At 38.7% G+C, this 25,964-nt stretch carries 28 protein-coding genes, 3 pseudogenes and 1 riboswitch; of the genes and pseudogenes, 27 read left to right on the top strand and 4 right to left on the bottom strand.

What is annotated here, in order from left to right; genetic code table 11:
• Together AB5642_RS02460 and AB5642_RS02455 are read right to left on the bottom strand one after the other, a co-directional pair.
• Positions 1-417 (bottom strand): transposase zinc-binding domain-containing protein (locus AB5642_RS02460; protein WP_368371443.1); only part of this gene is annotated, 417 nt, incomplete at its 3' end.
• The gene (locus tag AB5642_RS02455) at positions 414-1,256 is read right to left on the bottom strand and encodes a tyrosine-type recombinase/integrase (RefSeq protein WP_015514772.1); all 843 of its coding nucleotides are present in this window, start codon (positions 1,254-1,256) and stop codon (positions 414-416) included. The genes AB5642_RS02455 and AB5642_RS02460, both read right to left, overlap by 4 nt.
• Before the next feature lie 290 nt (positions 1,257-1,546).
• Between AB5642_RS02455 and AB5642_RS02450 the strand changes: the two genes are divergently transcribed.
• Entirely contained in the window at positions 1,547-2,083 is a 537-nt protein-coding gene (locus tag AB5642_RS02450) for a TIGR00730 family Rossman fold protein (RefSeq protein ID WP_107001131.1), read from the top strand.
• Between the two features lie 80 nt (positions 2,084-2,163).
• Here the strand turns inward: AB5642_RS02450 and AB5642_RS02445 are convergent, their stop codons facing one another.
• Positions 2,164-2,601, bottom strand: a complete 438-nt coding sequence (locus tag AB5642_RS02445) for a MerR family transcriptional regulator (RefSeq protein WP_173719347.1) — start codon at positions 2,599-2,601, stop codon at positions 2,164-2,166.
• A 118-nt stretch (positions 2,602-2,719) separates the two neighbouring features.
• Between AB5642_RS02445 and AB5642_RS02440 the strand changes: the two are divergent.
• The 10 genes and pseudogenes from AB5642_RS02440 (at position 2,720) to AB5642_RS02395 (ending at position 13,401) form a co-directional block, all read left to right on the top strand.
• Positions 2,720-3,725: pseudogene (locus tag AB5642_RS02440) on the top strand (alpha/beta hydrolase).
• Positions 3,726-3,727: 2 nt separating this feature from the next.
• Positions 3,728-4,177 (top strand): helix-turn-helix domain-containing protein, encoded by a 450-nt coding sequence (locus AB5642_RS02435; RefSeq protein ID WP_237925991.1) that lies wholly within the window; start codon positions 3,728-3,730, stop codon positions 4,175-4,177.
• Between the two features lie 133 nt (positions 4,178-4,310).
• Positions 4,311-4,386: riboswitch (cyclic di-GMP riboswitch) on the top strand.
• A 163-nt stretch (positions 4,387-4,549) separates the two neighbouring features.
• Complete coding sequence (locus AB5642_RS02430) at positions 4,550-7,423, top strand: transporter substrate-binding domain-containing protein (RefSeq protein ID WP_173719346.1); 2,874 nt, start codon at positions 4,550-4,552, stop codon at positions 7,421-7,423.
• Positions 7,424-7,503: 80 nt separating this feature from the next.
• A complete protein-coding gene (locus AB5642_RS02425) occupies positions 7,504-9,699 on the top strand; it encodes an ATP-binding protein (RefSeq protein ID WP_173719345.1) in 2,196 nt (731 codons plus the stop codon).
• A gap of 818 nt (positions 9,700-10,517) precedes the next feature.
• A pseudogene (locus AB5642_RS02420) lies at positions 10,518-10,808 on the top strand (transposase); the annotation flags it as partial.
• Positions 10,809-11,094: 286 nt separating this feature from the next.
• Complete coding sequence (locus AB5642_RS02415) at positions 11,095-11,721, top strand: GNAT family N-acetyltransferase (protein ID WP_330590317.1); 627 nt, start codon at positions 11,095-11,097, stop codon at positions 11,719-11,721.
• Between the two features lie 39 nt (positions 11,722-11,760).
• A complete protein-coding gene (locus AB5642_RS02410; protein WP_173719344.1) occupies positions 11,761-12,231 on the top strand; it encodes an LURP-one-related/scramblase family protein in 471 nt (156 codons plus the stop codon).
• 39 nt (positions 12,232-12,270) lie between these two features.
• Complete coding sequence (locus tag AB5642_RS02405) at positions 12,271-12,489, top strand: aspartate dehydrogenase (RefSeq protein WP_173719343.1); 219 nt, start codon at positions 12,271-12,273, stop codon at positions 12,487-12,489.
• Between the two features lie 90 nt (positions 12,490-12,579).
• On the top strand, positions 12,580-12,708 hold the full coding sequence (locus AB5642_RS02400; RefSeq protein WP_267904431.1) for a hypothetical protein: 129 nt from the start codon (positions 12,580-12,582) through the stop codon (positions 12,706-12,708).
• A 276-nt stretch (positions 12,709-12,984) separates the two neighbouring features.
• The gene (locus AB5642_RS02395; RefSeq protein ID WP_173719342.1) at positions 12,985-13,401 is read left to right on the top strand and encodes a hypothetical protein; all 417 of its coding nucleotides are present in this window, start codon (positions 12,985-12,987) and stop codon (positions 13,399-13,401) included.
• Between the two features lie 52 nt (positions 13,402-13,453).
• On the opposite strand, the gene AB5642_RS02390 is transcribed toward AB5642_RS02395, so the two are convergent.
• Positions 13,454-13,969 carry a helix-turn-helix transcriptional regulator gene (locus AB5642_RS02390; protein ID WP_173719341.1) on the bottom strand — a complete coding sequence of 172 codons (516 nt, stop codon included), beginning with the start codon at positions 13,967-13,969 and terminating at the stop codon, positions 13,454-13,456.
• A gap of 830 nt (positions 13,970-14,799) precedes the next feature.
• On the opposite strand from AB5642_RS02390, the gene AB5642_RS02385 reads away from it, so the two are divergent.
• From AB5642_RS02385 to AB5642_RS02310, 16 genes and pseudogenes are all read left to right on the top strand, one after another.
• On the top strand, positions 14,800-15,015 hold the full coding sequence (locus AB5642_RS02385; protein ID WP_173719340.1) for a hypothetical protein: 216 nt from the start codon (positions 14,800-14,802) through the stop codon (positions 15,013-15,015).
• Positions 15,016-15,035: 20 nt separating this feature from the next.
• Positions 15,036-15,446, top strand: a complete 411-nt coding sequence (locus AB5642_RS02380) for a peptide deformylase (protein ID WP_173719339.1) — start codon at positions 15,036-15,038, stop codon at positions 15,444-15,446.
• 55 nt (positions 15,447-15,501) lie between these two features.
• The gene (locus tag AB5642_RS02375; protein ID WP_173719338.1) at positions 15,502-15,870 is read left to right on the top strand and encodes a VOC family protein; all 369 of its coding nucleotides are present in this window, start codon (positions 15,502-15,504) and stop codon (positions 15,868-15,870) included.
• A gap of 10 nt (positions 15,871-15,880) precedes the next feature.
• Entirely contained in the window at positions 15,881-16,336 is a 456-nt protein-coding gene (locus tag AB5642_RS02370; protein WP_173719337.1) for a YaiI/YqxD family protein, read from the top strand.
• A gap of 6 nt (positions 16,337-16,342) precedes the next feature.
• Positions 16,343-16,621, top strand: a complete 279-nt coding sequence (locus tag AB5642_RS02365; RefSeq protein ID WP_173719336.1) for a DUF1653 domain-containing protein — start codon at positions 16,343-16,345, stop codon at positions 16,619-16,621.
• Positions 16,622-16,726: 105 nt separating this feature from the next.
• Positions 16,727-17,056 carry a HipA domain-containing protein gene (locus tag AB5642_RS02360; protein ID WP_173719335.1) on the top strand — a complete coding sequence of 110 codons (330 nt, stop codon included), beginning with the start codon at positions 16,727-16,729 and terminating at the stop codon, positions 17,054-17,056.
• 279 nt (positions 17,057-17,335) lie between these two features.
• A complete protein-coding gene (locus AB5642_RS02355; RefSeq protein WP_173770198.1) occupies positions 17,336-18,448 on the top strand; it encodes an ROK family transcriptional regulator in 1,113 nt (370 codons plus the stop codon).
• Positions 18,449-18,771: 323 nt separating this feature from the next.
• Positions 18,772-19,800 (top strand): zinc-binding dehydrogenase, encoded by a 1,029-nt coding sequence (locus tag AB5642_RS02350; protein WP_195391825.1) that lies wholly within the window; start codon positions 18,772-18,774, stop codon positions 19,798-19,800.
• A 113-nt stretch (positions 19,801-19,913) separates the two neighbouring features.
• A complete protein-coding gene (locus AB5642_RS02345; RefSeq protein WP_173719333.1) occupies positions 19,914-21,290 on the top strand; it encodes an MFS transporter in 1,377 nt (458 codons plus the stop codon).
• Positions 21,277-21,462 (top strand): annotated as a pseudogene (locus AB5642_RS02340) (arsenate reductase ArsC); the annotation flags it as partial. The gene AB5642_RS02345 and the pseudogene AB5642_RS02340, both read left to right, overlap by 14 nt.
• A gap of 135 nt (positions 21,463-21,597) precedes the next feature.
• Positions 21,598-21,813: a hypothetical protein gene (locus AB5642_RS02335; protein ID WP_173719332.1), complete on the top strand. Its 216-nt coding sequence runs from the start codon at positions 21,598-21,600 to the stop codon at positions 21,811-21,813.
• 625 nt (positions 21,814-22,438) lie between these two features.
• Entirely contained in the window at positions 22,439-22,654 is a 216-nt protein-coding gene (locus tag AB5642_RS02330) for a hypothetical protein (protein ID WP_195391824.1), read from the top strand.
• A 220-nt stretch (positions 22,655-22,874) separates the two neighbouring features.
• On the top strand, positions 22,875-24,401 hold the full coding sequence (locus AB5642_RS02325) for a DNA methylase (RefSeq protein ID WP_195391829.1): 1,527 nt from the start codon (positions 22,875-22,877) through the stop codon (positions 24,399-24,401).
• Positions 24,402-24,415: 14 nt separating this feature from the next.
• Positions 24,416-24,829 (top strand): hypothetical protein, encoded by a 414-nt coding sequence (locus tag AB5642_RS02320; protein ID WP_195391823.1) that lies wholly within the window; start codon positions 24,416-24,418, stop codon positions 24,827-24,829.
• Positions 24,830-24,887: 58 nt separating this feature from the next.
• Positions 24,888-25,052 (top strand): hypothetical protein, encoded by a 165-nt coding sequence (locus AB5642_RS02315; RefSeq protein ID WP_272105093.1) that lies wholly within the window; start codon positions 24,888-24,890, stop codon positions 25,050-25,052.
• A 157-nt stretch (positions 25,053-25,209) separates the two neighbouring features.
• Positions 25,210-25,964: M42 family metallopeptidase (locus AB5642_RS02310; protein ID WP_368371442.1), on the top strand; the 755-nt coding region annotated here is incomplete at its 3' end.

Below are 25,964 nucleotides of genomic sequence, written 5' to 3'. Positions count from 1 at the left end.
TCCCAGATACTTTGCATCTTTTGACAATTCATTCAATGTGGCTGAAGCAGCATGATACAGTGCATCATATAACAGCTTCTGGTTGCTGTAAATAATGGAATTCAATTCCTCAGGAACTGTGAATACTACATGATAATAGGGTGCATCCAATACGTTCTCTTTTTGTGCATCAATCCATTTCTCTTTCGGAAACTCCTGGCACATGGGACAGCATCTGCTTCTGCAGGAGTTGTTGTGAACACTGATACATCCGCAGTCCTCACAAACACTGATATTTACACCAAAAACTCCTGTTTTACAGTTTCTGATGTGATAAGCCGTTTTTCTGTGATGAGCAGGAGGGTTACTCCTCTTTTCATAGGAAGGATAGAACCGTTCAAATACATCCTGTATCGTACATGATTTATCCATAATCATTCACCACCCATCTCATCAAATGGGCTTTTAATACCAAGCAGAGTTTTATTGCTTACATGCAGATAAATCTCTGTTGATTTTGGATCACGATGTCCCAAAAGAGCCTGAATATATTTTATATCGCAGCCTGACTCAAACAGATGACTTGCAAAACTATGACGCAAACAATGTGTGGAGACGTGTTTTTGAATGCCTGCTCTTTCGGCGCTTTCACGAAAAAATTGAATGACACTATCTTTTGTAAGATAATCCCCTGTCCATGAACTTGGGAACAGAATCCCTCTTGGCCTGCCACATTGAAACCAGTATTCTGTCAATATTTCAAGCGTCCGGTCTGCAAGCAAAGTATAACGGTCAGATCGGCTTTTTCCATCGCGGATGTGTATGGTTTTGTTCGTGCGTGAAATATCATCATAATGAAGGTGTGTGACTTCTGAAACACGAAGTCCACCTGAATACATAGTAGCGATCATAGCTTTATGCTTCAGATTTGGTGTAGCATCAAGAATAGCTGATATTTCTGCTTTTGTAAGCACCGCTGGTAACTTTCTGTCCCTTTTCATACGAGGTATGTCATCATCATCCCAATTCATCTTCAATACTTTTTTGTAAAAGAAGCGGATTCCTGAATGGTAGTGATTGTATGTTTCTGGTGAAATCCCGGAAAGTTTCTTTTCAGTTAGGAATGTATCAACATCGTCAGTTGTTAATGCATCTATATCCTTGGCTGTGTGGTTCAAAAAATGAGCAACACTGGTACAGTATGCATGAATTGTGGAATCCTTGAGATTCCGTTTATTCGCAGCAGATCTAATCTGATTAAAAATTTCTTCGTACATAATAAAATCCTCCATGTAAAGTAAATCGTAAATGTATAAACACTGCTTACATGGAGGAGCATTAGCATAATAAAACTGCTTGCCAGAAAGGCAGCTCAATGGTATTCTTATCATAGGCAGTGGGGATGTCGATCCTGTTTGATTGTTGGTTGTGGTGACTTAACAATACTACTTGTAGGACTTGGTTTCCACTGCTTTTTATTAAAGTGTAAAGAAAAACTGCGCCATAGCCTTGGCAGGCCATCGCGCAGCGATTTTGTTCAGTCGGAAGTTGTAGGAGAAAATTTTTAATGAATATAACAGTTTATCTTGGGGCAAACGAAGGAAATGACCCATGCTTACGAAAAGCAGTTGAGGAATTGGGGGCATGGATTGGAAACAGTGGAAATGCACTTGTTTACGGTGGTTCTAAAGGTGGTTTAATGGGAGCATTGGCAGACAGTGTATTGAAGGCAGGCGGTGATGTTACGGGTGTTGAGCCGAATTTTTTTATTGAAAATGAGTTTCAACATGATGGACTGACAAAACTGATTGTGACTAAGGATATGTCTGAGAGAAAAAACAAAATGATTGAGTTAGGAGAAGCCTTTATTGCCTTCCCGGGCGGCACGGGAACATTGGAGGAAATTGCAGAGGTAATGTCGAAGGTGTCTTTGAAACATCTGGAGGCACCCTGCATTCTCTACAACCTGAACGGTTACTACGATGATTTGAAAGCACTTCTAAATCATATGATTGAAAAAGGATTATCTTCTAACGAGCGACAGGAGGGAATCTTTTTTGTTGAAAATCTGGATGATATAAAGCGAATCTTGAGACGGGCATAACTTATGTTTGCACAGTAAAATGGAGTTGCATTAGCGAAAGACAGAGCACGATCAATTCCAGCTTGAAGAAGAAACAAAAATCATTCATGTCCTTTGTCATATAGTTTCTGTATATTTTTTGGAAGTTTATCAGGTAACATGGCATTTATCGTATCTTCATTACCATCTTTCATTGCTGTTTCATAATACCAGCACTTAAATTTTAAGAGGGAGAGAGTTTTTTGAAGTTCCTGGATTTCAGTTTCAACAGCTGATTTTCTGGCTTCAAATAATTCTTTCCTTTTTTCATAGCTGGCACTGCCTTCAGATACCCAGATAAAAAATTGCTTTATATCTTTGATCTCAAGCCCAGATTTCTTCAGACATTCAATGATACGAAGCGCTTCCAACTCATTATTGCTGAAATAACGGATGTTTCCTTTACGTTCCAGATTAGGGAAAAAACCTTCCTTGTCATAATATCTTAAGGTAGAAACAGGAAGACTAAACATTGCAGAGACCTGACTGATTGTATACATAAAAAACCTTCTTTCAAAATATGCTTGACCTAAAGTTAACTTTAGGTTGTATGATATTTATATCATATACTATTGTTAGTGTAATTACAAGAAATTTTGCATATGGAGGATGTCAAATATGTTAAAAACAGAAGAATTAAAGTTGGTATCTGAATGGGATAAAACTTTTCCACAGAGTGAAAAAGTAGATCATAAGAAAGTGACATTTGTAAATCGTTATGGAATCACACTTGCTGCAGATCTGTATAAGCCGAAAAATGTGTCAGGGAAATATCCTGCGATTGCCGTAAGCGGACCATTTGGTGCAATCAAAGAACAGTGTTCCGGATTATATGCGCAGACGATGGCTGAAAAAGGATATTTAACGATTGCATTTGATCCTTCTTTTACGGGGGAAAGTGGAGGCAATCCAAGATTCATGGCTTCTCCGGATATTAATACAGAAGATTTCATGGCTGCTGTTGATTTTCTTTCTGTTCGGGAAGATGTGGATACGGATAAAATAGGAATCATTGGAATCTGCGGATGGGGTGGAATGGCTCTTAACGCAACTGCATTGGATACAAGAATAAAAGCAACTGTAGCATCTACCATGTATGATATGACAAGGGTAAATGCAAATGGGTACTTTGATTCTGAGGACAGTGAAGAAGTACGTTATGCAAAGAAACAGTCACTGAATGCCCTCAGAACACAAGAATACCGTAAAGGCGAGTATTCCAAAGGCAGTGGTTGTGTTCCACTTCCGGTTCCGGAAGATGCCCCTCTCTTCGTAAAAGATTATAGTGAGTATTATAAAGGCAGATGTTATCATAAAAGGAGCCTAAATTCCAATGATGGCTGGAACAGTATTGGATGTATGTCATTTATGAATCAGCCAATATTAAAGTACAGTAATGAAATCAGAAGTGCAGTCCTTATCGTTCATGGAGAAAAAGCGCACAGTTATTATTTTGGAAAAGATGCTTATGAAAATATGATCTATGATCAAGGACAGCAAGTACACATCCAATAAAGAGCTGCTGACAATTCCAGGGGCTGTTCATACAGATCTTTACGATAATCTGGATGTGATCCCATTTGATAAAATCCAGAAATTTTTTAAAGAAAACGGGGTTGGTTAATCATGACATTTGAAGAATATTTGAGTAATATGAAGCCCGGATATACTGTAGACGGTGGAAGTGAAGACCATCTGATCATGCATGAGATGTCTCAAAGGGCATTAAAAATAACGATGGAGTTGAATAACAAATATCATACAAAAGAAGAAATTGTACAGCTTGCTTTGCCATATGAGATCCTCCTTCAGCATGCCTCTATTGTATCATGCTTATGTGTATTTGGAATTTCCCAGTCATCACTGGGAAGAATCATGGCGCAAGAAAACCTGCCGTCGCTGATCACACTTGAAAAAATATGTACAGCTTTGGGCGTGACATTATCACAGTTTTTTCAGGAAGGTAATTCAGAGAATCTGACAGAAAAACAGAAAGAAGTTTTAAGGATATGGAATAATCTGAGTACAAATGAGCAGGAAACAGTGATGTCAATGCTGCGTGGTCTTCGGAAGTAGAAGAACAGTTCGAGTATATGTATCGGCTGTTCTTTTTTTATTTTTGTCGTTAAAACGGTAATGTTTTCTTGTGTATACTAGAGCATTAAAGTATAATGAAATCAGTTTTTTTGCGTAAGTATTAAAGCTATAATAAGGAAATCGGCAAACCAGATGAAAGTTTGGGACGCAAAGCTATAGGGCCTGTAAAATGGCAGCCAGTTGCATGAAATGAGGTTGCACTGTCTGTTTGGCAGTGCTTTTTTATGGTAGAGCACTTGAATAAGTAATACAGAAGCTGTTTGGAAAAATAGCGGGGAGGTTATTGACAATTAATGAATGTAAAATTAAAATCTGGAAGCAAGCAACTGTAGCCTAGAGGAGGGGAGAAAGATGAAGAAGTGCAAATTAGTACAGAATATAATGAATTTCAAATTTTGTTACATTATATTTTGCACAATTATATGTTTTATTGTTTTATCCGTTCCTACATTTGCCAAAGAAAACTCTGACAATGTTATCCGGGTAGGATCTTTTGAAGAAACTTATAATACCGTCAATGAAAAGGGAGAAAGAAGCGGCTATGGTTATGAGTATCTTCAAGATATTGCAGGTTATGCAGGATGGACATATAAATACATAACAAGTGATTGGAAAAACTGCTTTACACAGTTGGAAAATGGAGAGATTGATATTCTTGGTGACATTTCCTATACAGACGAACGTGCTGAAAATATGCTTTTTTCCGATATGCCTATGGGGGAAGAGAAATATTACATCTATACGGATGCATCCAATATGGATCTTACAGCAGGAAATCTGGATTCTTTTGAGGGAAAAAATATTGGTGTGTTTAAAGATAATATAACGGAGGATGTGCTTAACGAATGGGAGTTAAAGTATGGTCTGCATATGCAGCATGTCAATGTTTCTAATACCGCAGAAGTTATGGACAAACTGTCGAAACATGAAATTGACTGCTTCGTTTCGGTAGAAGAATCCCGTTGGGAAGAATCGGATATTTCACCGCTTACAAGTATTGGAGAGACAGAAATCTATTTCGCTATAAATCCAGAACGTCCGGATATCAAAGAAGCACTGGATAGTGCTATGCGCAGAATCAAGGATGACAACCCATTTTACACAGATGATCTCTACAGGCGTTATCTTTCTGCACAGAGCAGCTCGTTTCTTTCAAAAGAAGAAAGTGAGTGGATCGGGCAGCATGGTGCAATCCGGATAGGGTATCTGAATCAGGATGGAGGTATCAGCAGTGTAGATCCACCAACAGGTAAACTGACAGGTGTTATTACAGATTATGTGGATCTTGCAGAAAATTGTCTGCAAGGTCAGACTCTGGAATTTGAATTAAATGGATATGAGACAAGAAGTGAACTGCTTCAGGCATTGCAGGATGGAAAAATAGACCTGATTTTTCATGCAAACCAGAATCCATACTTTGCAGAAACAAATGGATTTGCTTTGTCGGATACGCTGTTGACTCTCAATATGGCAGCAATTACGGCAAAGGATTCTTTTGATGAAAATAAAGAGAATATAGTTGCTGTTGAAAAAGATGATTTTGCATTGAAAGCATATCTTTCATACAATTATCCGCAATGGAAGGTTGTGGAATATGAAACATCAGATGCAGCAGTAAAAGCAATGCAGAAAGGGGAGACGGATTGTATTGTAAGCAATTCAGGTACTGTTTCAGACTATTTGAAAAATAATAAGCTTCATAGTGTTTTCCTGACAAAAGAAGCTGATGTTCCATTTGCTATTCTGCAGGGAGAACCGGTTCTTTTGTCCATTCTGAATAAAACACTGACATCTATGCCTACAACTCAATTTTCAGGTGCAGTAGTTTCGTATAATGCTTCCTTACGAAAAGTTACAGCGAAGGATTTTATTCAGGACAATTTACTGACAGTTTCACTTATCGCTGGAATTTCTTTTTTCGTTGTTCTGTGTATAATTCTTGATTCTTTGAAAAAATCAAAACGTGCGGAAGAAAAATCCAAGAAGTCTGCTGAGCAGGCATTGAAGCTGAATCAGGAGCTTGAAGAAAAACAGCAGGAATTACAAAATGCACTTGTAGAAGCACAGAGTGCCAATAAGGCTAAGACTTCCTTTTTAAATAACATGTCTCATGATATCAGAACACCGATCAATGGTATTATTGGCATGCTTACGATTCTTGAGAAAAGCGGAAATGATGCTGAGCGGGCAAAGGATTGCATGAATAAAATACATGAGTCATCGAAACTGCTACTATCATTGATAAATGATGTTTTAGATATGGCAAAATTAGAATCAGATACAGTGGTTTTTAGTGATGAATCCATCAATCTGGACCAGGTATGTCAGGAAATCACGGAGTCACTATCTTTTCAGGCAGAAGAAAAAGGACTTCATGTTATAGGAGAACATGATGATTACAGTGGTATATATGTTTGGAGCAATGCAGTTCATCTGAAAAAAATATTGATGAATCTGTTTACAAACAGTATGAAGTACAATAAGGTGAATGGTTTTATTTACATGAGTATGAGAACGATTGAAAGATTAGAAGATCACATGACATGTGAATTTAAAATAAAAGATAATGGAATTGGAATGTCAGAAGAATTTATAAAAAATGAATTGTTTACTCCATTTGTACAGGCAGATAATTCCCCACGTTCTGATTATAATGGGACAGGTCTGGGAATGCCTATTGTGAAACAACTTGTAGAAAAGATGGGCGGAACCATAACAGTTGAAAGCAAGCTTGGTGAAGGAAGCTGTTTTACTGTAATACTTCCATTTAAAATTGATACGAATGCACGGCCAGAAGAAAAAGAAGATTTTGATGCAGATATATCAGATATCCGGGTATTGCTGGTTGAAGATAATGAGCTGAATGTGGAAATAGCAGAATTTATGCTGACGGAAAATGGGGCTAAAGTAGAAACAGTGAACAATGGGTTAGAAGCTGTTCAGCATTTTGAAGCTTCCGAACCGGGAACATACGATGTTATTTTAATGGATGTTATGATGCCGGTGATGGATGGTCTTACTGCTGCAAGAACAATAAGAGACCTGGAACGGCAGGATGCAAAAATAATCCCTATCATTGCTATGACTGCAAATGTATTTAGGGAAGATGCAGAAAAGTGTATGGAAGCAGGAATGAACGCACATCTTGCAAAGCCGCTGGATGCGGAAAAAATTAAGCAGACCATAAGCGAAGAGTTGAGAAAGCAAAATGCCTGTCATAAATGATTATGAGGCAACCGCAGCAATCAGGAGCCTTCCAGATGCATGGGAAAAGCAGACAGGAAACATAGAGAGAGGATTTTGTTATGACAGAAATTAATTTATTTCCGAAGCAACCGCAGTCTGTGACTGTTTTGGTTTTTATAACTGTGCTGATCGTTCTGCTTCTTATCCTGACTGTAATGGTACATATGAGGAACAGAAAACTGAAAAGTACGTTGGAAGAACAGATGGCGGAAAGACGGCTTTTGGATAAGATATGTGCAGATTTTACGGCTGTCTATTATGTTGAATTAAATACCGGTTCCTTTGAAATTCTCCATATAAACGATGGAACCAACGTAAAAAAAATGAATCTGAAACAGGGTGATAATTTCAATTCTTCTGCTGACCAATATGCGGTTCAATATCTGTATGAGAAAGAAAGACAGGAATTTAAGGACTGGATTTCGACAGGGCATCTAAAGGAACAGCTTTCCCGGAAGGAGCGCATTACATACCATTATAGAAGTAAACCGAATCCGAACCAGCATGAATTTTTTGAGGCACAGGCAGCCAAAATATACGAGGATGAGAAACATTTTTTCGCACTGGTGGGTTTTCGGCATATTGATGATATCATGGAAAAAGAAACTACGATCCAGAATCAATTAAAGCAGGCACTGGATGAAGCACGGCTGAGTAATGAAATAATCTCAGCAATTGCTAAGAGTTACTGTTCTATCTACAGGATTGATGTGCAGAAAGATTTTTTTGAAGAGATATCAAATGACAGTGAAATACACAAACTGACAGGAAACAGAGGCAGTGCATCGGAGAAACTGTATCAGCTTTGTGATACAATGGTTGCATCTGAATACCGTTCGCTGATCCGTCCATTTCTGGATGTCTCTACACTTTCAGCAAGATTGAAGACGGAAGAATATATTTCTACAGAATACAGAATGTGTGATGGCAGTTGGCACAGGATGCTTTTTACTGTAAAAAAACGGGATGAGTCTGGAAATGTAACCCATGTTTTATGTACAGTCCGTAGTATCAGCGATTCCAAGAGACGTGAAGAGGATCTTAACTTTGCTGCGGAAGCAGCAAAGCGGGAAGCCGAAATGAAAACAAGGTTTCTGGCAACGATGAGTCATGATATCCGTACACCACTGAACGGTATTATCGGTATGGTAAATATGGGAAATCAGTACGCAGATGATCCACAGATGCAGCAGAAGATCAGAGAAAAGGTAATGGAATCCCTGAAATATCTGGTGTCTCTGGTAAATGATGTGTTGGATATGAATAAACTACAGAGCGGGGATTTGAAGGACCAGCAGCTTTTATTTGATCTGACAGAGGTACTGCAGGAACTGAATCAGATTTATGATGAGCGGGCTGCCAAGAAAGGCATCCGGTATGAGATTGACTGGAAAAATGGTACATACAGTCACAGCACTCTGGTTGGAAACCCGGTATATCTTGGAAGGATTCTGTCGAATATTATGGACAATGCCATAAAATTCAGTCAGTCGGGTAGTGTGCTCACGTTGGGGGTTAAGGAAGAAACTCTGGATGATGACAGAGCAAATTTCACTTTCTACTGTAAAGACCAGGGTGTGGGTATGAGTGAAGATTTTATTGCACATGCTTTTGATATGTTCTCTCAGGAAAGCGAGACAAGCAGATCCAGGTATGAAGGCACCGGACTGGGGCTTGCAATTACGAAGCAACTCGTGGACAGAATGGATGGAAGTATTGAACTGAAGAGCAAAGCAGGTGTCGGGACAACAGTTATTGTAAAAATTCCGTTCAAAATTGGCACACAGGATAAAAACAGTAATTTATCAGATAAGCCAGTAAGCCTTGATGATTATTCGGTAGAAGGCATGCGGGCATTGGTTGTGGAAGACAATGAGTTGAACATGGAAATTTCCAGATGTATACTGGAAGACAGCGGTATGGAAGTTACATGTGCAGTAGACGGGCAGGAAGCAGTTGAAATCTTCGAGAAATCTGCACCGGATTATTTTGGGGTAATTTATATGGATATTATGATGCCGAGGATGAATGGTCTGGATGCGGCAAGGACAATCAGGGAAATGAAAAGAAGGGATGCCAGGAGGGTTCCGATCATTGCAATGTCCGCGAATTCTTTTGCAGAAGACATTATCAACAGCCGGCTGGCTGGAATGAATGTTCATCTTGCAAAGCCACTGGATGCGGAAAAAATGATCATTGCCTTAAAACAATGCATGGCAGATAATAGCGATGTAAAACTGCACGAAGATTTGTAGGAATAAAAAGACAGAGCATATAAAGTTGTTATATGGTCTGTTTTTTAATTCCTTAGAAGAAGCAGGTTGTGAAAATTCATATGTCTTTTTGGGACTGAAATAATTACTTAAATGAAAAACTAATTTCCAGCTGTGGACTATCCCTGTCTGACATTATTAGCAAAATCAATGCAAGGGGAACATAATTAGGATAAAAGCAGACCGGTGGAGAGCAAAATCTCTGCTGGATTTATATATGAGATCAAATCAGAGCATGTGAGAAAAAGTCCAGCTAACATTTGAGTTCCGCTCTGTTGTCACCCCTTATTCGGGGATGTAAATCAGAGAAAAGGCGGGAAAAGAAACAATCTCTCCCAAACCTGCAAACATAAATTGAACAAAATCGCTGCGCGATGGCCTACCAAGGCTATGGCATAGCGATTTTCTTTTTTCTATAACAAAACAGTGGAAAGCAAGTCCTAAAAGTAGTATTGTTAAGTCACCACAACGAAACAATCAAACAGGATCGACCTTCCCACTGCCTATGAAAAGAATACCACCCTTCCGCTTGGTTGGCAAGCGGTTTTATGACCCAAATGCACCTCCATATAAAGCAGTGTTCCGGATAACTACTGATTTTATATGGAGGATTTTATTATGTATGAAAAATATTTAGAACAGCTTGAGGAAGCCGGAAAATCCGTAACCTTAAAGAACGTTCCATCAACTGCTATAAAAACTATGTCTCTTATTTTCTGAAATATCAGAATAAGAATCCTGAAGAGCTTACCTGTCAGGATGTCAGGACTTTTTTGCTTGCAAAAAAAGAGGAAGGACAATGGAAGGAACTGACCCTTTCTGGTATTGAATTTATACGGCGTTTTCTGATGCATGTGCCACCCAGACGTTTTGTCAGGATCCGGCATTATGGGCTTCTATGTTCCCGCAGCAAACACAAAAAGCTCACTTTATGCCGGAATCTCCTCGGATGCAAAAAATATCTTTCAAAGCTCAGGGATAAGGAGATGCCAGAAATATTGAAACAGCTATACGGGATAAACATCTATGTATGTAAATCCTGCGGTGGACATCTTGGAAAACCACAACTGAGAATACCGCAAAGGTGTTAAAATCCAAATCTTTTATATGTTTTCTAAGCCTCAAAATCCTGAGGTTTAATTGTTATACCTATTTATCTGAAAATTCTTGATTTCTGTAGCGTCTGCACAGGAAATCCTGTATAATCATGGATAAGAACAAAAGATTAAAAGTCCATAGGTAGTAGCTACTCGGACGCTCACTTTGTTCAATTAGGTCAAATCGAAAATGGAGTAAACGAAGGGGCAGTTCACTGAAATGTCAAAACTGCTTTTTCGTTTACTCCATCATCGATTCTAACCTAAAGAATTGTCTTAATTGGATAAATCGAAATTGAATACTGAAGGGATATATTTTAAAATGATACTAGAAACTGAAAGATTGATTTTAAGAAAGTGGACGCAAGATGATGCAGAAAGTTTGTTTACTTATGCAAAAAATCCAAAAGTAGGGCCAATTGCCGGATGGCCTCCTCACAAGGATATCGAATCAAGTAAATATGTTATTGACAATGTTTTCACCGGAGCAGAATGCTATGCAATCTGTGAAAAAGAGAATAATGTTGCAATAGGAGCTGTTGAACTAAAACTAAACGGACATACAGATATGACAGATAGAGATGATGAATGTGAACTTGGTTACTGGTTGGGAGAACCATTCTGGGGCAGAGGGTATATGCCAGAAGCGGCATATGCGCTTATGAAACGAGGATTTGAAACGCTTGAAATGACTACAATATGGTGTGGCTATTATGACGGAAATAAAAAGTCCAAAAGAGTACAGGAGAAACTTGGATTTATTTATCATCATACTTGCGATGAGGTTCCAGTACCATTGCTTAATGAGGTAAGAGTTGGCCATACAAATGTCATAACAAAAGAACAATGGAAAAGCCATACACAACCTGATGGAAAAATCCACGTAGCCAATATCGAAGAAGTGTAAAGAACCAATTATATCTGTTGGAGAGAGCGGTGAAAAGTTATGAAGTTATTATTTAAACAAAGGCTGTTTTCATGGTTTGACAGCTATGATATCTATGATGAAGCAGGCAACACTGTTTATGTAGTAAAAGGTCAGTTGTCCTGGGAACATAAACTTGTAATTTATGATGCCTATGGAAATGAAGTAGGAATGGTTGTTCAGAAAGTACTTACTTTTCTTCCTAAATTTGAGATTTATAAAAATGGCAGTTATATTGGATGCCTGAGTAAAGAATTCTCATTCCTGACGCCACATTATAATATTGATTACAATGGATGGCATATTGATGGAACCATTATGGAATGGAACTATAGCATTCTTGATCGAAGCGGTTATTCAATTGCACGGGTTAGTAAAGAACTGTTTCATATGACTGATACATATGTTATTGATGTGCAGGATCCAGGAAATGCGTTGGATGCGCTGATGTTTGTACTGGCAATCGATGCAGAAAAATGTTCCAGAAATTAATAGTTGATCTTGTTACTGTAATTATTCGGAGGATGAAGTATGGGATTATTCAAAAAGAAAATCATGAAAAAAACATATGACCGAGAACATATGAAACCAGTTATTCGTGCAAGTATTTGTACTGGAGAAGAAGTAGCAGGGTTCAAAGACATACGGACCGGAAAAATCGAAGAAATCATGCTGATCAGATCGCCGGAGGACTTAGAAAAATTCAAAGAGATATATGAGATAACAGAGAAAATTGCAAAAGAATATTAGACGTTGGATAAGGTGGATGTGTATTGTGAAAAATAAATTTGTTATAGTGACAATATCAACAAAAAAGCAGAATGTAAATGGGATGATCAGATGGAAGCAGCACAGAGAATTCGATTAATCCGGATAATAGAAAAGATGGAGAAAAACCCGGCATTCAGTAATAAGCTTGGTATAAAGAACACATCTGAATATTTAGCAGAAAAAGAGCAGAATAAATGAAAGACACATATCAGAATGAGTTTCAGAAGGAGAAAAAAATGTTATCGTTATTATTTACAATTTGTATAATTTGGTTTGTAGGAAAATTTTTTATTTTCGGATTAAGAGCATCCTGGGGAATTATGAAATTACTTTGTACAGTTATTTTCTTTCCGGTGATATTGATTGGTATGGTTATAGGTGGACTGATGTACATTGCTTTTCCATTGTTGATTGTCGCTGGCATTATAGCATTGGTGACGTCACATTCATAATGGATCAGGAGGAAGAAAACGAATGGGATATGATATTGAAAAAGAAAAAAGAGAAGCAATTGAAGCTGGGAGTAGAGCGTTGAACAGTCTTCAGGCAGCAAAAGATAATTTAAACAGTGCAAAGAATTGGGGACTGGTAGATATGTTTGGCGGTGGTTTTTTTACTACGATGCTAAAACATTCTAGAATGGATCAGGCCAAACGGAATATGGAACAGGCAAAGTATGATCTTCGTAATTTCAGTAGAGAATTAAATGATGTAAATATGGCATGTAACTTGAATATCGATACTGGAGATTTTCTTTCTTTTGCGGATTATTTCTTTGATGGTTTTGTTGTGGACTGGGTGGTCCAGGATCGAATCAATAATGCAAAAAGACAGGTAGAAGAAGCAATTCGAAGAACAGAAAGTATAGTCAATCAATTACAGCGTATGTAAAGTAAAAGGCAATGAGTCAGAAATGGTTCATTGCCTTTCGTGGCGTTATGGATTATTTTAATTTTTCTTTCTCGGCATTTAAGAGCTCAAGATTAAGCCCCTGTTCTCCGGCTGTCTTATCTACCCAAAGATTCAAAGAGTCTATGGCTAAAGAAATTTCATCAAGTTTTTTACTGATATAAGCAAAATCTTTCATTTCATCATCGCTGATCTTACCGTCGCGGGCAATCTGGATCAGACGACCGGTAAGAGGATTGATTTCATTTAGACTGGCAATTGTCTCCAAAATGATATTTGACAGATCGGTCACTTCTACTTCAGGAACATAACGATAGCCGATTTCGCATTTGTGAGAGCAATAATAATTGCAAAGCTCTGGTCTTTTATAGGCATCTGCCATCTGGAGGATATCATAAGGCGTAGGTTCTTGTGTTTCATATTCGAATTTTTCAATTTTTGAATCAGAGACAGCAACCATTTTTTCACTGGCCTCTGCTCTTGTAAGTCCTGCCGCTTCTCGGCAAAGCTGGTAAATTGTTTTGTTTTCCCTGGTGGATTGTTTACCCATGAGAATTTCCTCCCCGTATATCGCTAAACATGCAGAGCATCTATGTTCCAGGCTGCATGTTGAGCGTGTATTTCTTATATGAATTTTATTATACATAAATTATGAACTAACAACAAGTAATAGACTTTGTAAAATTATTATTTTAGGGTTTATATCAAAGAATGCTCAGGGAAGTTTAGCCGGTTGGTTGTCGGGATTTTTGTACAGCCATTTATTGTAAGATGATAACATCAAAAAAATCCAAGGAGGACTGGCAAATGAAAGGTTATGACACAAGCAACGGATATATGGGATATGTAGAAGGCAAATACATTTTATTTGCCAGTGAACAGGAATATTTCGAGTTTATGGAAGATTAAGAGGAGGAAGGGCAATGAGTAAAATTTATTTTACTATACTCGGCTATTTGCTTTGGCTGATGGGAAGAAACATAAAGAAACAAGGAAAGCAACAAAATACGGAAAGTTATTTATGACAATTTATTACATGTAAGGTATAATAATGAACAAAAGGTTCATTTTAATAGATATTTGAGAAAATCAAAATAAGGAAGAATTAGATCAGTAGATGCGAATGTAATCAATGAATTGAAAAGCGGCTTAAGTGCTATTTCCAGAATCTTTGGAATAGTGAGTATGCTTTATCTTAGTTGGATTTATGCAGAGGAAGAAAGAATATGGGAATTAGATTAACTGGACTTAGTACTCCTGTTATAGGTGCAGAGTGGGAATATATAGACAAAGATATTATTGAGTATCGTACGATGGAATATTATCGGAGAAGGTATGTAGAAAACTGATTCTTAATATTATCTCAAGAGGAATTAAAATATGATGTACACAGTAAAACGAATCGATGAAGACCTGGATTTTGGTTGTGAAGAACGGCTGGATGATGCACCAGTCATGGCAATAGTGACTCTTGTGGATTCGTCAGGAAAAGAAGTGACAGTAAAAGCGGAGGACGCCAGGCTCTATGAGCGTAATATCAATGAAGGAGACAAAGTTTGTTTCGATGTAAATAATAAATTGGAAAAAGTAGAATGAAAGCTACAGGGAGAAAGTAAATGGTAAAGCAAATTGTAAGAGACGTTTTCTTTTTAGGCCAACCATCTGAACCAGCCACGAAAGCAGATATCCAGGTTGGAAAGGATCTGCAGGATACGTTGCAGGCGAACCGGGAACGGTGTGTTGGTATGGCTGCCAATATGATTGGTGTAAAGAAGAATATCATCATTGTGAATATGGGATTCATAGATGTTGTGATGTTCAATCCGGTGATTGTTTCAAAGCGTGATATGTATGAGACAGAAGAAGGCTGTCTGTCCTTGGACGGTGTACGTAAGACGACCAGATACCAGGAAATTGAAGTAGAGTATTATGACTTCAACTGGAAGAAAAAGCGCCAGAAATTGTCAGGATGGACAGCACAGATTTGCCAGCATGAAATTGATCATTTGTCTGGAAAGATTATTTAACGCATGCGGATTGCGAATATTCGCTTGACTCAAAGCGGATTGTGAGGTGACGGATATGCTGAAAAACGTACTGATTGTGGTAGATGATATAGAAAAATCCATAGAGTTTTATAAGGACTTATTTGGACTGCAAGTGATTCTTAAGAATGAAGGTAATGTGATCTTATCGGAGGGACTTGTTTTGCAGGATGCCGAGGTATGGGGGAAAACATTGAATGAAACTTCTACGCCATTCAATAACATGATGGAATTGTATTTCGAGGAATTTGATATAGATGGATTGCTTGCAAAATATGAATCAGGTAAGTATTTCGTCCGATATGCCACTGAACTGACAGAAATTGCAGGTGGCCAGAAGCTTGTAAGGCTGTATGATCCGAGTGGTAATCTCATTGAGGTTCGTACGCCATTTATGTCTAATTAAAGGAGAGAATATGCAGATTTTTGTTGATGCAGATGCCTGTCCGGTAGTTGGTATTGTTGAAAAAGTTGCAAAAGAGCACAGTGTTCCGGTAACGTTATTGTGCGATACCAATCATGTGTTAGCATCTGATTACAGTGAAGTGATTGTAGTTGGAGCCGGAGCAGATGCCGTGGATTATAAACTGATCAGCATTTGCCATAGGGGCGATATTGTTGTATCACAGGATTATGGTGTGGCTGCAATGGCACTTGGAAAAAATGCGTATGCGATTCATCAGTCTGGGAAATGGTATACCAATGAGAATATTGACCAGATGCTTATGGAGCGGCATCTGAATAGGAAGGCACGAAGGGCATCCGGAAAGAATCATTTAAAAGGACCAAGAAAACGAACATCGGAGGATAATGAGCATTTTAGAGAATCCTTCGAGAGAATGATACATATGGCAATGGATAAGGAGAACTAGTTCGAAATGGAAGAATGTAGATTTCATATTGGTGATGTAGTCCAGCATTTTAAACGGGAAAATGTAAATCTGGAAACAGCGGAGTACTTGTACCGGATTCTGGCTTTTGCGCAACATACAGAAAATGATGAGAGGCTGGTGATTTATCAGGCATTGTATCCGCCTTATAAAACATGTGCCAGACCATACGACATGTTTTGCAGTGAAGTGGATCGGGAGAAGTATCCGAATGCGAAGCAGAAATATCGATTTGAGGTAGTGCCGGTAGATTTTTGGCCAAGATAATATGGATAAGGATCTTCTGCTTGTTGCCAAGGACGACGAGATGGGCAGGCAGCTACAGGATCTCAATCTAATCACAAGAAAACGCGCACCAAGGAGGTCTAAATAATGGTGGTTACCAATACGGATGATCACCTGAGAAATCGTGCGTTTATTCTGACAGACAAGGGATGGATTCTTTCACCTTTGTATGACGTAAATCCTGTTCCTTATGGCGATGAGCTGTCTCTTAATGTGGATGAGGAAGATAACAGAATCAGTATTGATCTGGCAGTGCAGACCGCTGTGAGATTCGGTATTTCCAAATCGGATGCGGAAGACTATGCGGAAGATATCTTGAAAATCATCAGAGATAACTGGGAAAAAACAGCTGTCGGATATGGCTTGACTCGCAGACAGATCGAAGAAATGAGACCTGCTTTCAGCGCTTGTTACTAATAAAATAAATAGTGGACGGCTCTTCCATGATGGAGTAGTGGTTATGAAAGATATGGTTTGCAAAGTCTCAAATAATGATACTCCAAGAAGCGTAATTGATGGTTGCATGCGAAAGCAACTATTAACGAACATTGATAGCTTAACAATTGCTCTGAACTCTGCGATAGGGACTTTATATTTGCAGCAACATACTCTGCAGAGACAATGGCTATTTACAAATATGACAATAACAGGTATCATTCTTTTATAAATACATTCATAAAAGAAGGTAGAAACAGAATGAGCGGACTGGAAAAGAAATTTGCTACGAAATCAAAAATCGTAAATTATATTATAAATAGAGAATCCACATCAAAAGTGGAAATATCCAAAGAACTGAATCTGAGTATGCCAACAGTTCTGTCTAATGTAAAAGATTTATTGGAAAAAGGTATCATAATAGAAACTGGAGAATATGAATCCACAGGAGGAAGAAAGGCTAAAAGTATTGGAATCAATCCATCCTATCGTTATGCAATGGGAATTGTGATCACTGCAAATCATCTGGGAATGGTGCTGGTAAATCTGAAGTATGAGATTGTGAAATCAGAGCGGATTCGTCTGAAATTTGTATCTGATATGTCATATTGCAGTCAGGTGGCAGATTATGCGGCGAAATTTCTGGATCATATGGATGATGCAGAACAGAAAGAAAAGCTTCTGGGTGTTGGAATCTCTATTCCGGGAATCATTAATCAGGAGCAGAAACTAGTGATAAAATCCCACGCACTGAAACTTGAAAACTATAGTCTTAGTTTCCTGGAACAGGCATTTTCTGTCTCGGTTTATTTTGCAAATGATGCCAATGCGGCAATGATGGCAGAAGATATGAACACCTATCAGAATGCAATTTACCTTTCGTTGAATCAGACTCTTGGTGGTGCATTTTGCATAGGGGGAAATTTGTTTTCCGGAGAAAATCAGAAGGCCGGAGAATTTGGACATATGATACTTGTACCTCAAGGCCGCAAGTGTTATTGTGGAAAATTAGGTTGTGCAGATGCTTATTGCGCTGCAGGTGCACTTGTTGGTGAGTCAAAGGATTCTGTGGAACAGTTTATGCAGCTGCTCAAAAGTAATGATGAAAAGGCAGAGAAAAAATGGGAAGAGTATCTTGATTATCTTGCAATTCTGATTTCAAATCTGCGCATGGCATATGATATGGATATCATTCTTGGAGGTGAAATGGGTGGATATCTCTCAGATTATATGATACCTCTTGGGGAAAAAGTAATGAAGTATAATGGATTTGATCATGATCTGAGATATCTGAAAAACTGTTCTTATAAGAAAGAAGCCTCAGCTGTAGGTGCAGCAAAGCATTTCCTGCAGGATTTTATCGGAAAGATATAGATTTGCCTATAATCTGTCGATATATCATAGTAAAAAAATATCTGAATACAAAAAATACCCTGATTACAACAATGAAACGTTGTGATCAGGGTGTTTTTGTTGAGGGAATTCCGAAGACAATCAGAAGGATTGCTATAGTAAAATCTGCATAAAAACAAAATCTTTACTTTGTGCAACTGGTAGAAATGAGAAATATTTTTAAATGTTTATTGACAAAGTTAGAGATTTGAATAATAATGTAATTACTTTAATAAAACATTTAATAAAAGATAACAAATAACTAGAGGCTCAAAGTACATTCAACAAACAAGGAGGAAAATATTATGTTACAGCAGGTTATGACAAATCCAGGAGAAATCATTTTCAGAGAGGTTCCCGTACCAGAGATTAAAGACAACCAGGTTTTGGTTAAGATTATGAATATTGGTATCTGTGGTTCTGATATCCATGTATATCACGGAAAACATCCTTTTACAAAATATCCGGTAACCCAGGGACATGAAGTATCAGGAGAAGTGGTAAAAACAGGTGATGCAGTAACAGAATTTCATATGGGACAGAAAGTAACAATTGAGCCACAGGTATATTGTGGACATTGTTATCCATGCCGTCACGGAAAATACAATCTCTGCGAAGAACTGAAAGTAATGGGATTCCAGACAACAGGAACTGCATCCGAGTATTTTGCAGTTGATGCATCAAAAGTAACACCGATACCGGAAGATATGTCTTATGAAGAGGGCGCAATGATCGAGCCTCTGGCAGTGGCTGTTCATGGTGTTAAACAGATGGGCGATGTAACAGGAATGAATATTGTGGTGATAGGAGCCGGTCCGATTGGAAATCTGGTAGCGCAGTCTGCAAAAGGGATGGGAGCAGCTAAAGTTATGATCACAGATGTCAGTGATCTTCGTCTGGAAAAAGCAAAAGAGTGTGGAATTGACGTATGTGTCAACACAAGAAATAAAAATTTCGGGGAAGCAATGGTAGAAGCCTTTGGACCGGATAAGGCAGATGTTATCTATGATTGTGCAGGAAATAACATTACAATGGGACAGGCGATCAAATATGCAAGAAAAGGAAGCGTGATTGTGCTGGTTGCAGTTTTTGCAGGAATGGCTGAGATCGATCTGGCAGTTGCAAATGATCATGAGCTTGATATCAAGAGCACAATGATGTACAGACATGATGATTATGTAGACGGAATCAGACTGGTGAATGAAGGAAAAGTGCATTTAAGACCGCTGATCTCTAAGACATTTGCATTTAAAGATTATCTGAAAGCATACCAGTACATTGACGATAACCGTGAAACTACAATGAAAGTGATTATCAATGTGCAGGAAAAATAAAATACCCTGCTGATCATAAGCCTTATGTAAGACAAAGATATAATAAAAAAGACTGCTGTAAAGAAGACATGAGTAAACGGAAAGACGGAGGATGGCAGCAGGCAGGAGGAATTATGGAGAGTAAAAACGAAAATGTAAAAGTTCCGTTGATCAGTAAAATCGCATATGGATTTGGCGATGTAGGATGTAATTTCAGCTGGATGTTCGTCAGTAATTTTCTCATGATTTTTTACACAGACGTATTCGGAATCAGTATGGCAGCAGTCTCTGCCCTGATGCTGTTTTCGAGATTTTGGGATGCGATCAATGATCCGATCGTGGGTGGACTGACAGATAAAACCAAAACAAAATGGGGACGTTATCGTCCATGGCTTCTCATTGCAGCTCCGATCACGGCCGTGCTTCTGATTATGACATTCTGGGCACATCCGGACTGGTCGGACAGATCAAAGGTTATCTATATGGTAATTACATACTGTCTGTTGGTACTTGGATATACTTGTGTAAATATCCCGTATGGCACCCTTTGTGGAGCAATGACACAGGATATCGATGAACGTGCAAAGATTAATACATCACGTTCAGTATCTGCAATGGTTGCAATTGGAATTATCAATATCATTACAGTTCCACTGATTGGAAAACTTGGCAGTCAAAGTGCTAAAACCGGATACCTACTGGTAGCAATCATATACGGATGTATTTTTGCAGCCTGTCATTTCTTTTGTTTCGCAAAAACAAAAGAGCAGGTGATTATGCCGGAAAAAGACAAAATATCCATAAAAGTGCAGTTAAGAGCAGTGATGCAGAACCGCCCATATATTCTGGCATTAATCGGACAGGTGTTATTCGGATTTACACTTTATGGAAGAAATGCAGATGTTTTATACTATTTCACTTATGTAGAGGGAAATGCATCCTACTATACTACATATTCCATGTGCATTATCATTCCATCCATTATCGGTGCTGCATGTTTCCAGCCTGTATTCCGAAAATTGAATAATAAAGGAAGAACTGCATCTATTTTTGCCCTTTTTACCGGAATTTCCATGCTCTGTATGTTCTTCTTCAATGTAAAAGAAACATCGGCAGCGTTCTATACACTTGCAGGAATTACACAATTCTTTTTTTCTGGATTTAACACTGCAATCTATGCGATCATTCCCGATTGCGTAGAATACGGAGAGTGGAAAACGGGCTTAAGGAATGATGGTTTTCAATATGCATTTGTGTCACTGGGAAATAAAATTGGCATGGCAATAGGAACAGCGCTTCTTGCAGCACTTCTTGGAAAATATGGATATGTGGCAAATCAGGTACAGAATCCGGCTGTTCTCAGTATTATGAGACATTCCTTTACTACAATTCCGGGAGTTTTATGGATAGTGACAGCAATTGTACTGTTTTTCTATCGTCTGAACAAAAAACGTTACAATGAAATCGTAGAAGACCTGAAAAAACAGGATAAAATAAATCCCAGATATTGATATTGCAATATCAATGGGATGCAATGTGGGATGTCCTTTTATTGGAAGGGCGTTTGATGATAACTGGGGACTTGATGATCCAACGGGAAAATCAGATGATGATTTCAAGGCTGTGATACAGCGGATTGAGGAGAATATCATTGAGCTAAAGAAAAGGTTGAGTGAAAGTTAAAGTGGAGTTTTGCGTGAGCAAACATTAGAAAATACAGATGGTTAAGGTGGTGATCAATGTGGTCATCACTTTTTCTATTTCTGAAAAGACAGGAATATTTCGAGTTTATGGAAGATTAAGAGGAGGGTTCAACTAATGAAGTCAAATATAGAAATGAAAATGGAGCTTATGGAGCGAAGACAAGCGGTACATGCAAATAAGATACAGGCACTTATGCTAATGATAACAGTGATGCAGATCCCGGAAAAAGAGAAGAACCGAAAGATATTAAAAGCTGTTCGAGTTAGTACCGCATTATTGTGGATTCTTACATGTGTAGAGGATTTAGTGTTAATGATCCGAAAAAGATGAATGCAGATGCTGTGGCATTAGAGATAATGGATCGCAGGAATTAGAAATAGTAATTAAAATCGAGGGATAAAATAGGAAAAGAACAAATATTTTTACAGGGACAGGTGATTGTACAGAATGATAAGTTTGTTTTACAGGAAAGATGTACTACAGAGGTTATATCTATGTTATACTTGAGTTGATCTTGCGTGAAAAATCTATCAAAAGGTGTATAGTAAAAGGAAAATTAGATTGTCCGTCTGTCTTTCGATAGACTGCGAAAAGTCAATAACTCAAACTTCGCAGATAGATTTTAGCTATGCATCTTGAAAATTCAATACCTGGCAGTTATTCAGTTGTCAATGTTCAGACCTTAGGAAGAGAGTTTCTGCAGTTGATTGAAACAACGGATATGCAGAAAGTGTATAAGATGCCGATTTTGTACGGTTTCTATAACGAGGGAGATGTACGGCTGGCTGTTACAGATGCTGAGGTAGTGGAAAGCTGGAAATAGTTCTTTGACCGAGGAACAAACTGGAAGGATTTTCCGAAAGTAACTTCATACGAAGAGTATCGTACGATGGAATATTATCGGAGAAGGTATGTAGAAAACTGATTCTTAATATTACTTCAGAGGAATTGAACTATGATGTACACAGTAAAACGAATCGATGAAGACCTGAATTTTGGTTGTGAAGAACGGCCGGATGATGCACCGGTCATGGCAATAGTGACTCTTGTGGATTCTTCAGGAAAAGAAGTGACAATAAAAGCGGAGGACGCCAGGCTCTATGAGCGTAATATCAATGAAGGAGACAAAGTTTGTTTCGATGTAAATAATAAATTGGAAAAAGTAGAATGAAAGCTACAGGGAGAAAGTAAATGATAAAGCAAATTGTAAAATATGAATCTGGAAAGTATTTCGTCCGATATGCCACAGAACTGACAGAACTTGCAGGTAGGCAGAAGCTTGTAGCCGAATGCAAAACAGAAATATAGATTTGAGGTAGTACCGGTAGATTTTTGGCCAAGATAAATAAGAATTAGAAACAGAACACAGGAGAACCAGGAGGTGTAGAATGATGGAAAAGGAAAGAACCTATATCGCAATCGATCTTAAGTCATTCTATGCGTCTGTGGAATGTAAAGAACGAAATAGGGATCCTTTGACGACCAATCTTGTGGTTGCGGATAAAAGCAGAACAGAAAAAACCATCTGTCTTGCGGTATCTCCAGCTTTAAAGTATTATGGGATCCCCGGAAGGGCTCGTTTATTTGAGGTTGTTCAAAAAGTAAAAGAAGCCAACAGTGCCCGCAGGTGGAAAGCACCGAACAGGACATTTACAGGTTCTTCTGATGACAGTGCAGAATTAAATAGTAATCCTGCACTGGAGATTGATTATATTGTTGCGCCTCCCCGGATGGCTCTCTATCTGGAATACAGCACCAGAATTTACAGTATTTATCTGAAATATATTGCGCCGGAAGATATTTTCCCGTATTCGATTGACGAAGTATTTATTGATGTAACGGATTATCTGCATACTTATAATATGACACCAAGAGAACTTGCAATGGCCATGATACAGGATGTGCTGAAAACGACAGGTATAACGGCAACTGCAGGAATCGGAACAAATATGTATTTGTGCAAGATTGCGATGGATATTGTGGCGAAGCATATTAAAGCAGATAAAGATGGTGTACGAATTGCGGAATTGGATGAAATGTCATACCGAAGGAAACTCTGGAGTCACAGACCACTTACGGATTTCTGGAGAGTAGGGAAGGGATATGCAAAGAAGCTGGAAGAATACGGGCTTTATACAATGGGTGATATTGCAAGATGTTCCATCGGAAAAGAGAATGAGTTATACAACGAAGATCTGCTATATAAACTGTTTGGCGTTAATGCAGAGCTGTTGATCGACCATGCCTGGGGGTATGAACCCTGTACCATGGAAATGGTTAAGGCCTACAAACCGGAAATGAACAGTGTTTGCGCCGGACAAGTACTTCATTGTCCTTATGATTTTGAAAAAGCAAAACTGGTCGTAAAAGAGATGACGGATCAGATGGTTTTGGATTTGGTGGATAAGAAGCTTGTAACGGACCAGATCGTGTTGACAGTTGGTTATGATATTGAGAATCTGAACAATGCCGACAGGAGAAAGCAGTATCATGGAGAGGTTACGATCGACCGTTATGGAAGAAAAATCCCGAAGCACGCACATGGAACGACCAATCTGAAACGGCAGACTTCCTCAACCAAGATGATAACTGATGCAGTAATAGAGCTATATGACAGGATCGTTGACAGAAACCTGCTTGTCAGAAGAATCAATATCACAGCAAACAGGCTTGTGGATGAAAGTTCTGTGAAGAAAGAAGAAGCGTATGAGCAGCTGGATCTTTTTACGGATTATGAGGCGCAAAGAAAAAAGCGGGAAGAGGAAGAAGCTGCGCTGGATCGCGAAAAACGTATGCAGGAAGCAATGCTCAGTATCAAAAAGAAATTTGGAAAAAACGCTGTACTGAAGGGGATGAATCTTCAGGAAGGTGCAACCGCCAGGAACAGAAATGAACAAATTGGCGGACATAAGGCGTAAAGGAGTTGGAAGGGATGAAAAATAATGCTTATAACGATATCATCAATTTACCGCATCCGGTCTCTAAGAATCATCCGCAAATGCCACTTCAGGATCGAGCAGCGCAATTTGCTCCTTTTGCAGCTTTGACCGGACATGATGCTGCGATAAAGGAAACGGCAAGATTAACCGATGAACGATTGGAACTGAGTGAGGAAGCGATTGCTCAACTGAACGAAAAAATTAATATAATCAGAAATAATATCGGTATAGAACAGAAAGTATCGATAACTTATTTTATTCCCGATGCAAAAAAAGCAGGCGGCTCCTATGTTACGTGCTCTGGTATTGTAAAAAAGATAGACGAATACGAGCATACCATCATTATGACGGATCAAACGGTTATTCCAATCGAGCAGATAAGTGATATTAAATGTGAAGAGTGGTAAATGTAAAAACAGATACAAAGAATATAGAATGTTTCACTAGAAAAAGTTGAGACAGAAAGTGGAGGTGACCATCAGGGCTTCTTTTGATCAGAAGCTCCGTACGTTATATCTGATGGAAATCCTGCTGGAACGTACTGATGATGAACATATGTTAAATGCATCGGAGTTGTGCACGATTCTGGATCAGGAATGGCCGACTGATAAAGTGGCATTATCTCGCTGACTTAAAGCAATTTATCACATCGAGTTGGAATTGTTGACAATCATATTGGCCTAGACTATACTTGGTTTATCAAGCGCGGCTCGAAAATTCTGTATTGTCAGAAAAATAAGTAGATGTTGAGTTCAAGAAGGTAAAACTTTCATAAAGAGGTGTCAGAATGGATAAAAAAACAACGTTGGAAATGATTGCAGCAATTTCAAATGCAAACGGTACATCAGGCTTCGAAGATGAAGTGGTTGCTGCAATTCGTCCTTATGCAGAAGGACTCGGAGAAATTACAGAAGATCGCATGCGCAACCTATATATCCGCCGTAAAGAAAATAACGGCAAACGTCCGGTTGTTCAGCTTGATGCACATAGTGATGAGGTTGGCTTTATGGTGCAGGCTATCTGCCCGAACGGAACTCTCCGCATCATTCAGATCGGAGGTTGGGTGAACCACAATATTCCCGCTCATAAAGTCCTGGTTCGCAACCGATTCGGAGAATATATTCCAGGTATTACTGCCAGTAAGCCTCCGCATTTCATGACAGAGCAGGAGCGTAAAGCACCTCTGGATATGAAAGATATCACGGTAGATGTTGGCGCTGTTTCTAAAGAAGAGGCGGTTGAAAAGTTCGGCATTCGTATCGGTGAACCGGTAGTGCCAGATGTGACATTTACATATTCAGAAACCACAGATCTGATGGTGGGCAAGAGCTTTGACTGTCGTTTGGGATGTGCGGCAATTCTTAAGACCATGCATACTCTGGCTGGTCAGGATTTGAATGTGGATATTGTTGGCGCTTGTGCAGCACAGGAAGAAGTTGGTGTACGTGGTGCCACTGTGACAGCACAGGTAATTAAGCCGGATATCGCAATTGTTTTTGAAGGCTGCCCGGCAGATGATACGTGCGTTGAGCAGTATATGGT

Source organism: Ruminococcus sp. 1001136sp1_2201st1_G3_2201SCRN_220225 (genome assembly GCF_040924365.1).
Lineage (GTDB): Bacteria > Bacillota > Clostridia > Lachnospirales > Lachnospiraceae > Blautia_A > Blautia_A faecis.
The sequence above is the reverse complement of the archived record's forward strand: the minus strand, read 5'-3'. Positions and strand labels throughout refer to the sequence as shown.

Excerpts from the sequence above, each read along its gene's own strand:
- AB5642_RS02455 (WP_015514772.1), bottom strand. The coding sequence starts at position 1,256 with ATGTACGAAGAAATTTTTAATCAGATTAGATCTGCTGCGAATAAACGG.
- AB5642_RS02450 (WP_107001131.1), top strand. The coding sequence starts at position 1,547 with ATGAATATAACAGTTTATCTTGGGGCAAACGAAGGAAATGACCCATGC.
- AB5642_RS02445 (WP_173719347.1), bottom strand. The coding sequence starts at position 2,601 with ATGTATACAATCAGTCAGGTCTCTGCAATGTTTAGTCTTCCTGTTTCT.
- AB5642_RS02435 (WP_237925991.1), top strand. The coding sequence starts at position 3,728 with ATGACATTTGAAGAATATTTGAGTAATATGAAGCCCGGATATACTGTA.
- AB5642_RS02430 (WP_173719346.1), top strand. The coding sequence starts at position 4,550 with ATGAAGAAGTGCAAATTAGTACAGAATATAATGAATTTCAAATTTTGT.
- AB5642_RS02425 (WP_173719345.1), top strand. The coding sequence starts at position 7,504 with ATGACAGAAATTAATTTATTTCCGAAGCAACCGCAGTCTGTGACTGTT.
- AB5642_RS02410 (WP_173719344.1), top strand. The coding sequence starts at position 11,761 with ATGAAGTTATTATTTAAACAAAGGCTGTTTTCATGGTTTGACAGCTAT.
- AB5642_RS02405 (WP_173719343.1), top strand. The coding sequence starts at position 12,271 with ATGGGATTATTCAAAAAGAAAATCATGAAAAAAACATATGACCGAGAA.
- AB5642_RS02400 (WP_267904431.1), top strand. The coding sequence starts at position 12,580 with ATGGAAGCAGCACAGAGAATTCGATTAATCCGGATAATAGAAAAGATG.
- AB5642_RS02395 (WP_173719342.1), top strand. The coding sequence starts at position 12,985 with ATGGGATATGATATTGAAAAAGAAAAAAGAGAAGCAATTGAAGCTGGG.
- AB5642_RS02390 (WP_173719341.1), bottom strand. The coding sequence starts at position 13,969 with ATGGGTAAACAATCCACCAGGGAAAACAAAACAATTTACCAGCTTTGC.
- AB5642_RS02385 (WP_173719340.1), top strand. The coding sequence starts at position 14,800 with ATGATGTACACAGTAAAACGAATCGATGAAGACCTGGATTTTGGTTGT.
- AB5642_RS02380 (WP_173719339.1), top strand. The coding sequence starts at position 15,036 with ATGGTAAAGCAAATTGTAAGAGACGTTTTCTTTTTAGGCCAACCATCT.
- AB5642_RS02375 (WP_173719338.1), top strand. The coding sequence starts at position 15,502 with ATGCTGAAAAACGTACTGATTGTGGTAGATGATATAGAAAAATCCATA.
- AB5642_RS02370 (WP_173719337.1), top strand. The coding sequence starts at position 15,881 with ATGCAGATTTTTGTTGATGCAGATGCCTGTCCGGTAGTTGGTATTGTT.
- AB5642_RS02365 (WP_173719336.1), top strand. The coding sequence starts at position 16,343 with ATGGAAGAATGTAGATTTCATATTGGTGATGTAGTCCAGCATTTTAAA.
- AB5642_RS02360 (WP_173719335.1), top strand. The coding sequence starts at position 16,727 with ATGGTGGTTACCAATACGGATGATCACCTGAGAAATCGTGCGTTTATT.
- AB5642_RS02355 (WP_173770198.1), top strand. The coding sequence starts at position 17,336 with ATGAGCGGACTGGAAAAGAAATTTGCTACGAAATCAAAAATCGTAAAT.
- AB5642_RS02350 (WP_195391825.1), top strand. The coding sequence starts at position 18,772 with ATGTTACAGCAGGTTATGACAAATCCAGGAGAAATCATTTTCAGAGAG.
- AB5642_RS02345 (WP_173719333.1), top strand. The coding sequence starts at position 19,914 with ATGGAGAGTAAAAACGAAAATGTAAAAGTTCCGTTGATCAGTAAAATC.
- AB5642_RS02335 (WP_173719332.1), top strand. The coding sequence starts at position 21,598 with ATGAAGTCAAATATAGAAATGAAAATGGAGCTTATGGAGCGAAGACAA.
- AB5642_RS02330 (WP_195391824.1), top strand. The coding sequence starts at position 22,439 with ATGATGTACACAGTAAAACGAATCGATGAAGACCTGAATTTTGGTTGT.
- AB5642_RS02325 (WP_195391829.1), top strand. The coding sequence starts at position 22,875 with ATGGAAAAGGAAAGAACCTATATCGCAATCGATCTTAAGTCATTCTAT.
- AB5642_RS02320 (WP_195391823.1), top strand. The coding sequence starts at position 24,416 with ATGAAAAATAATGCTTATAACGATATCATCAATTTACCGCATCCGGTC.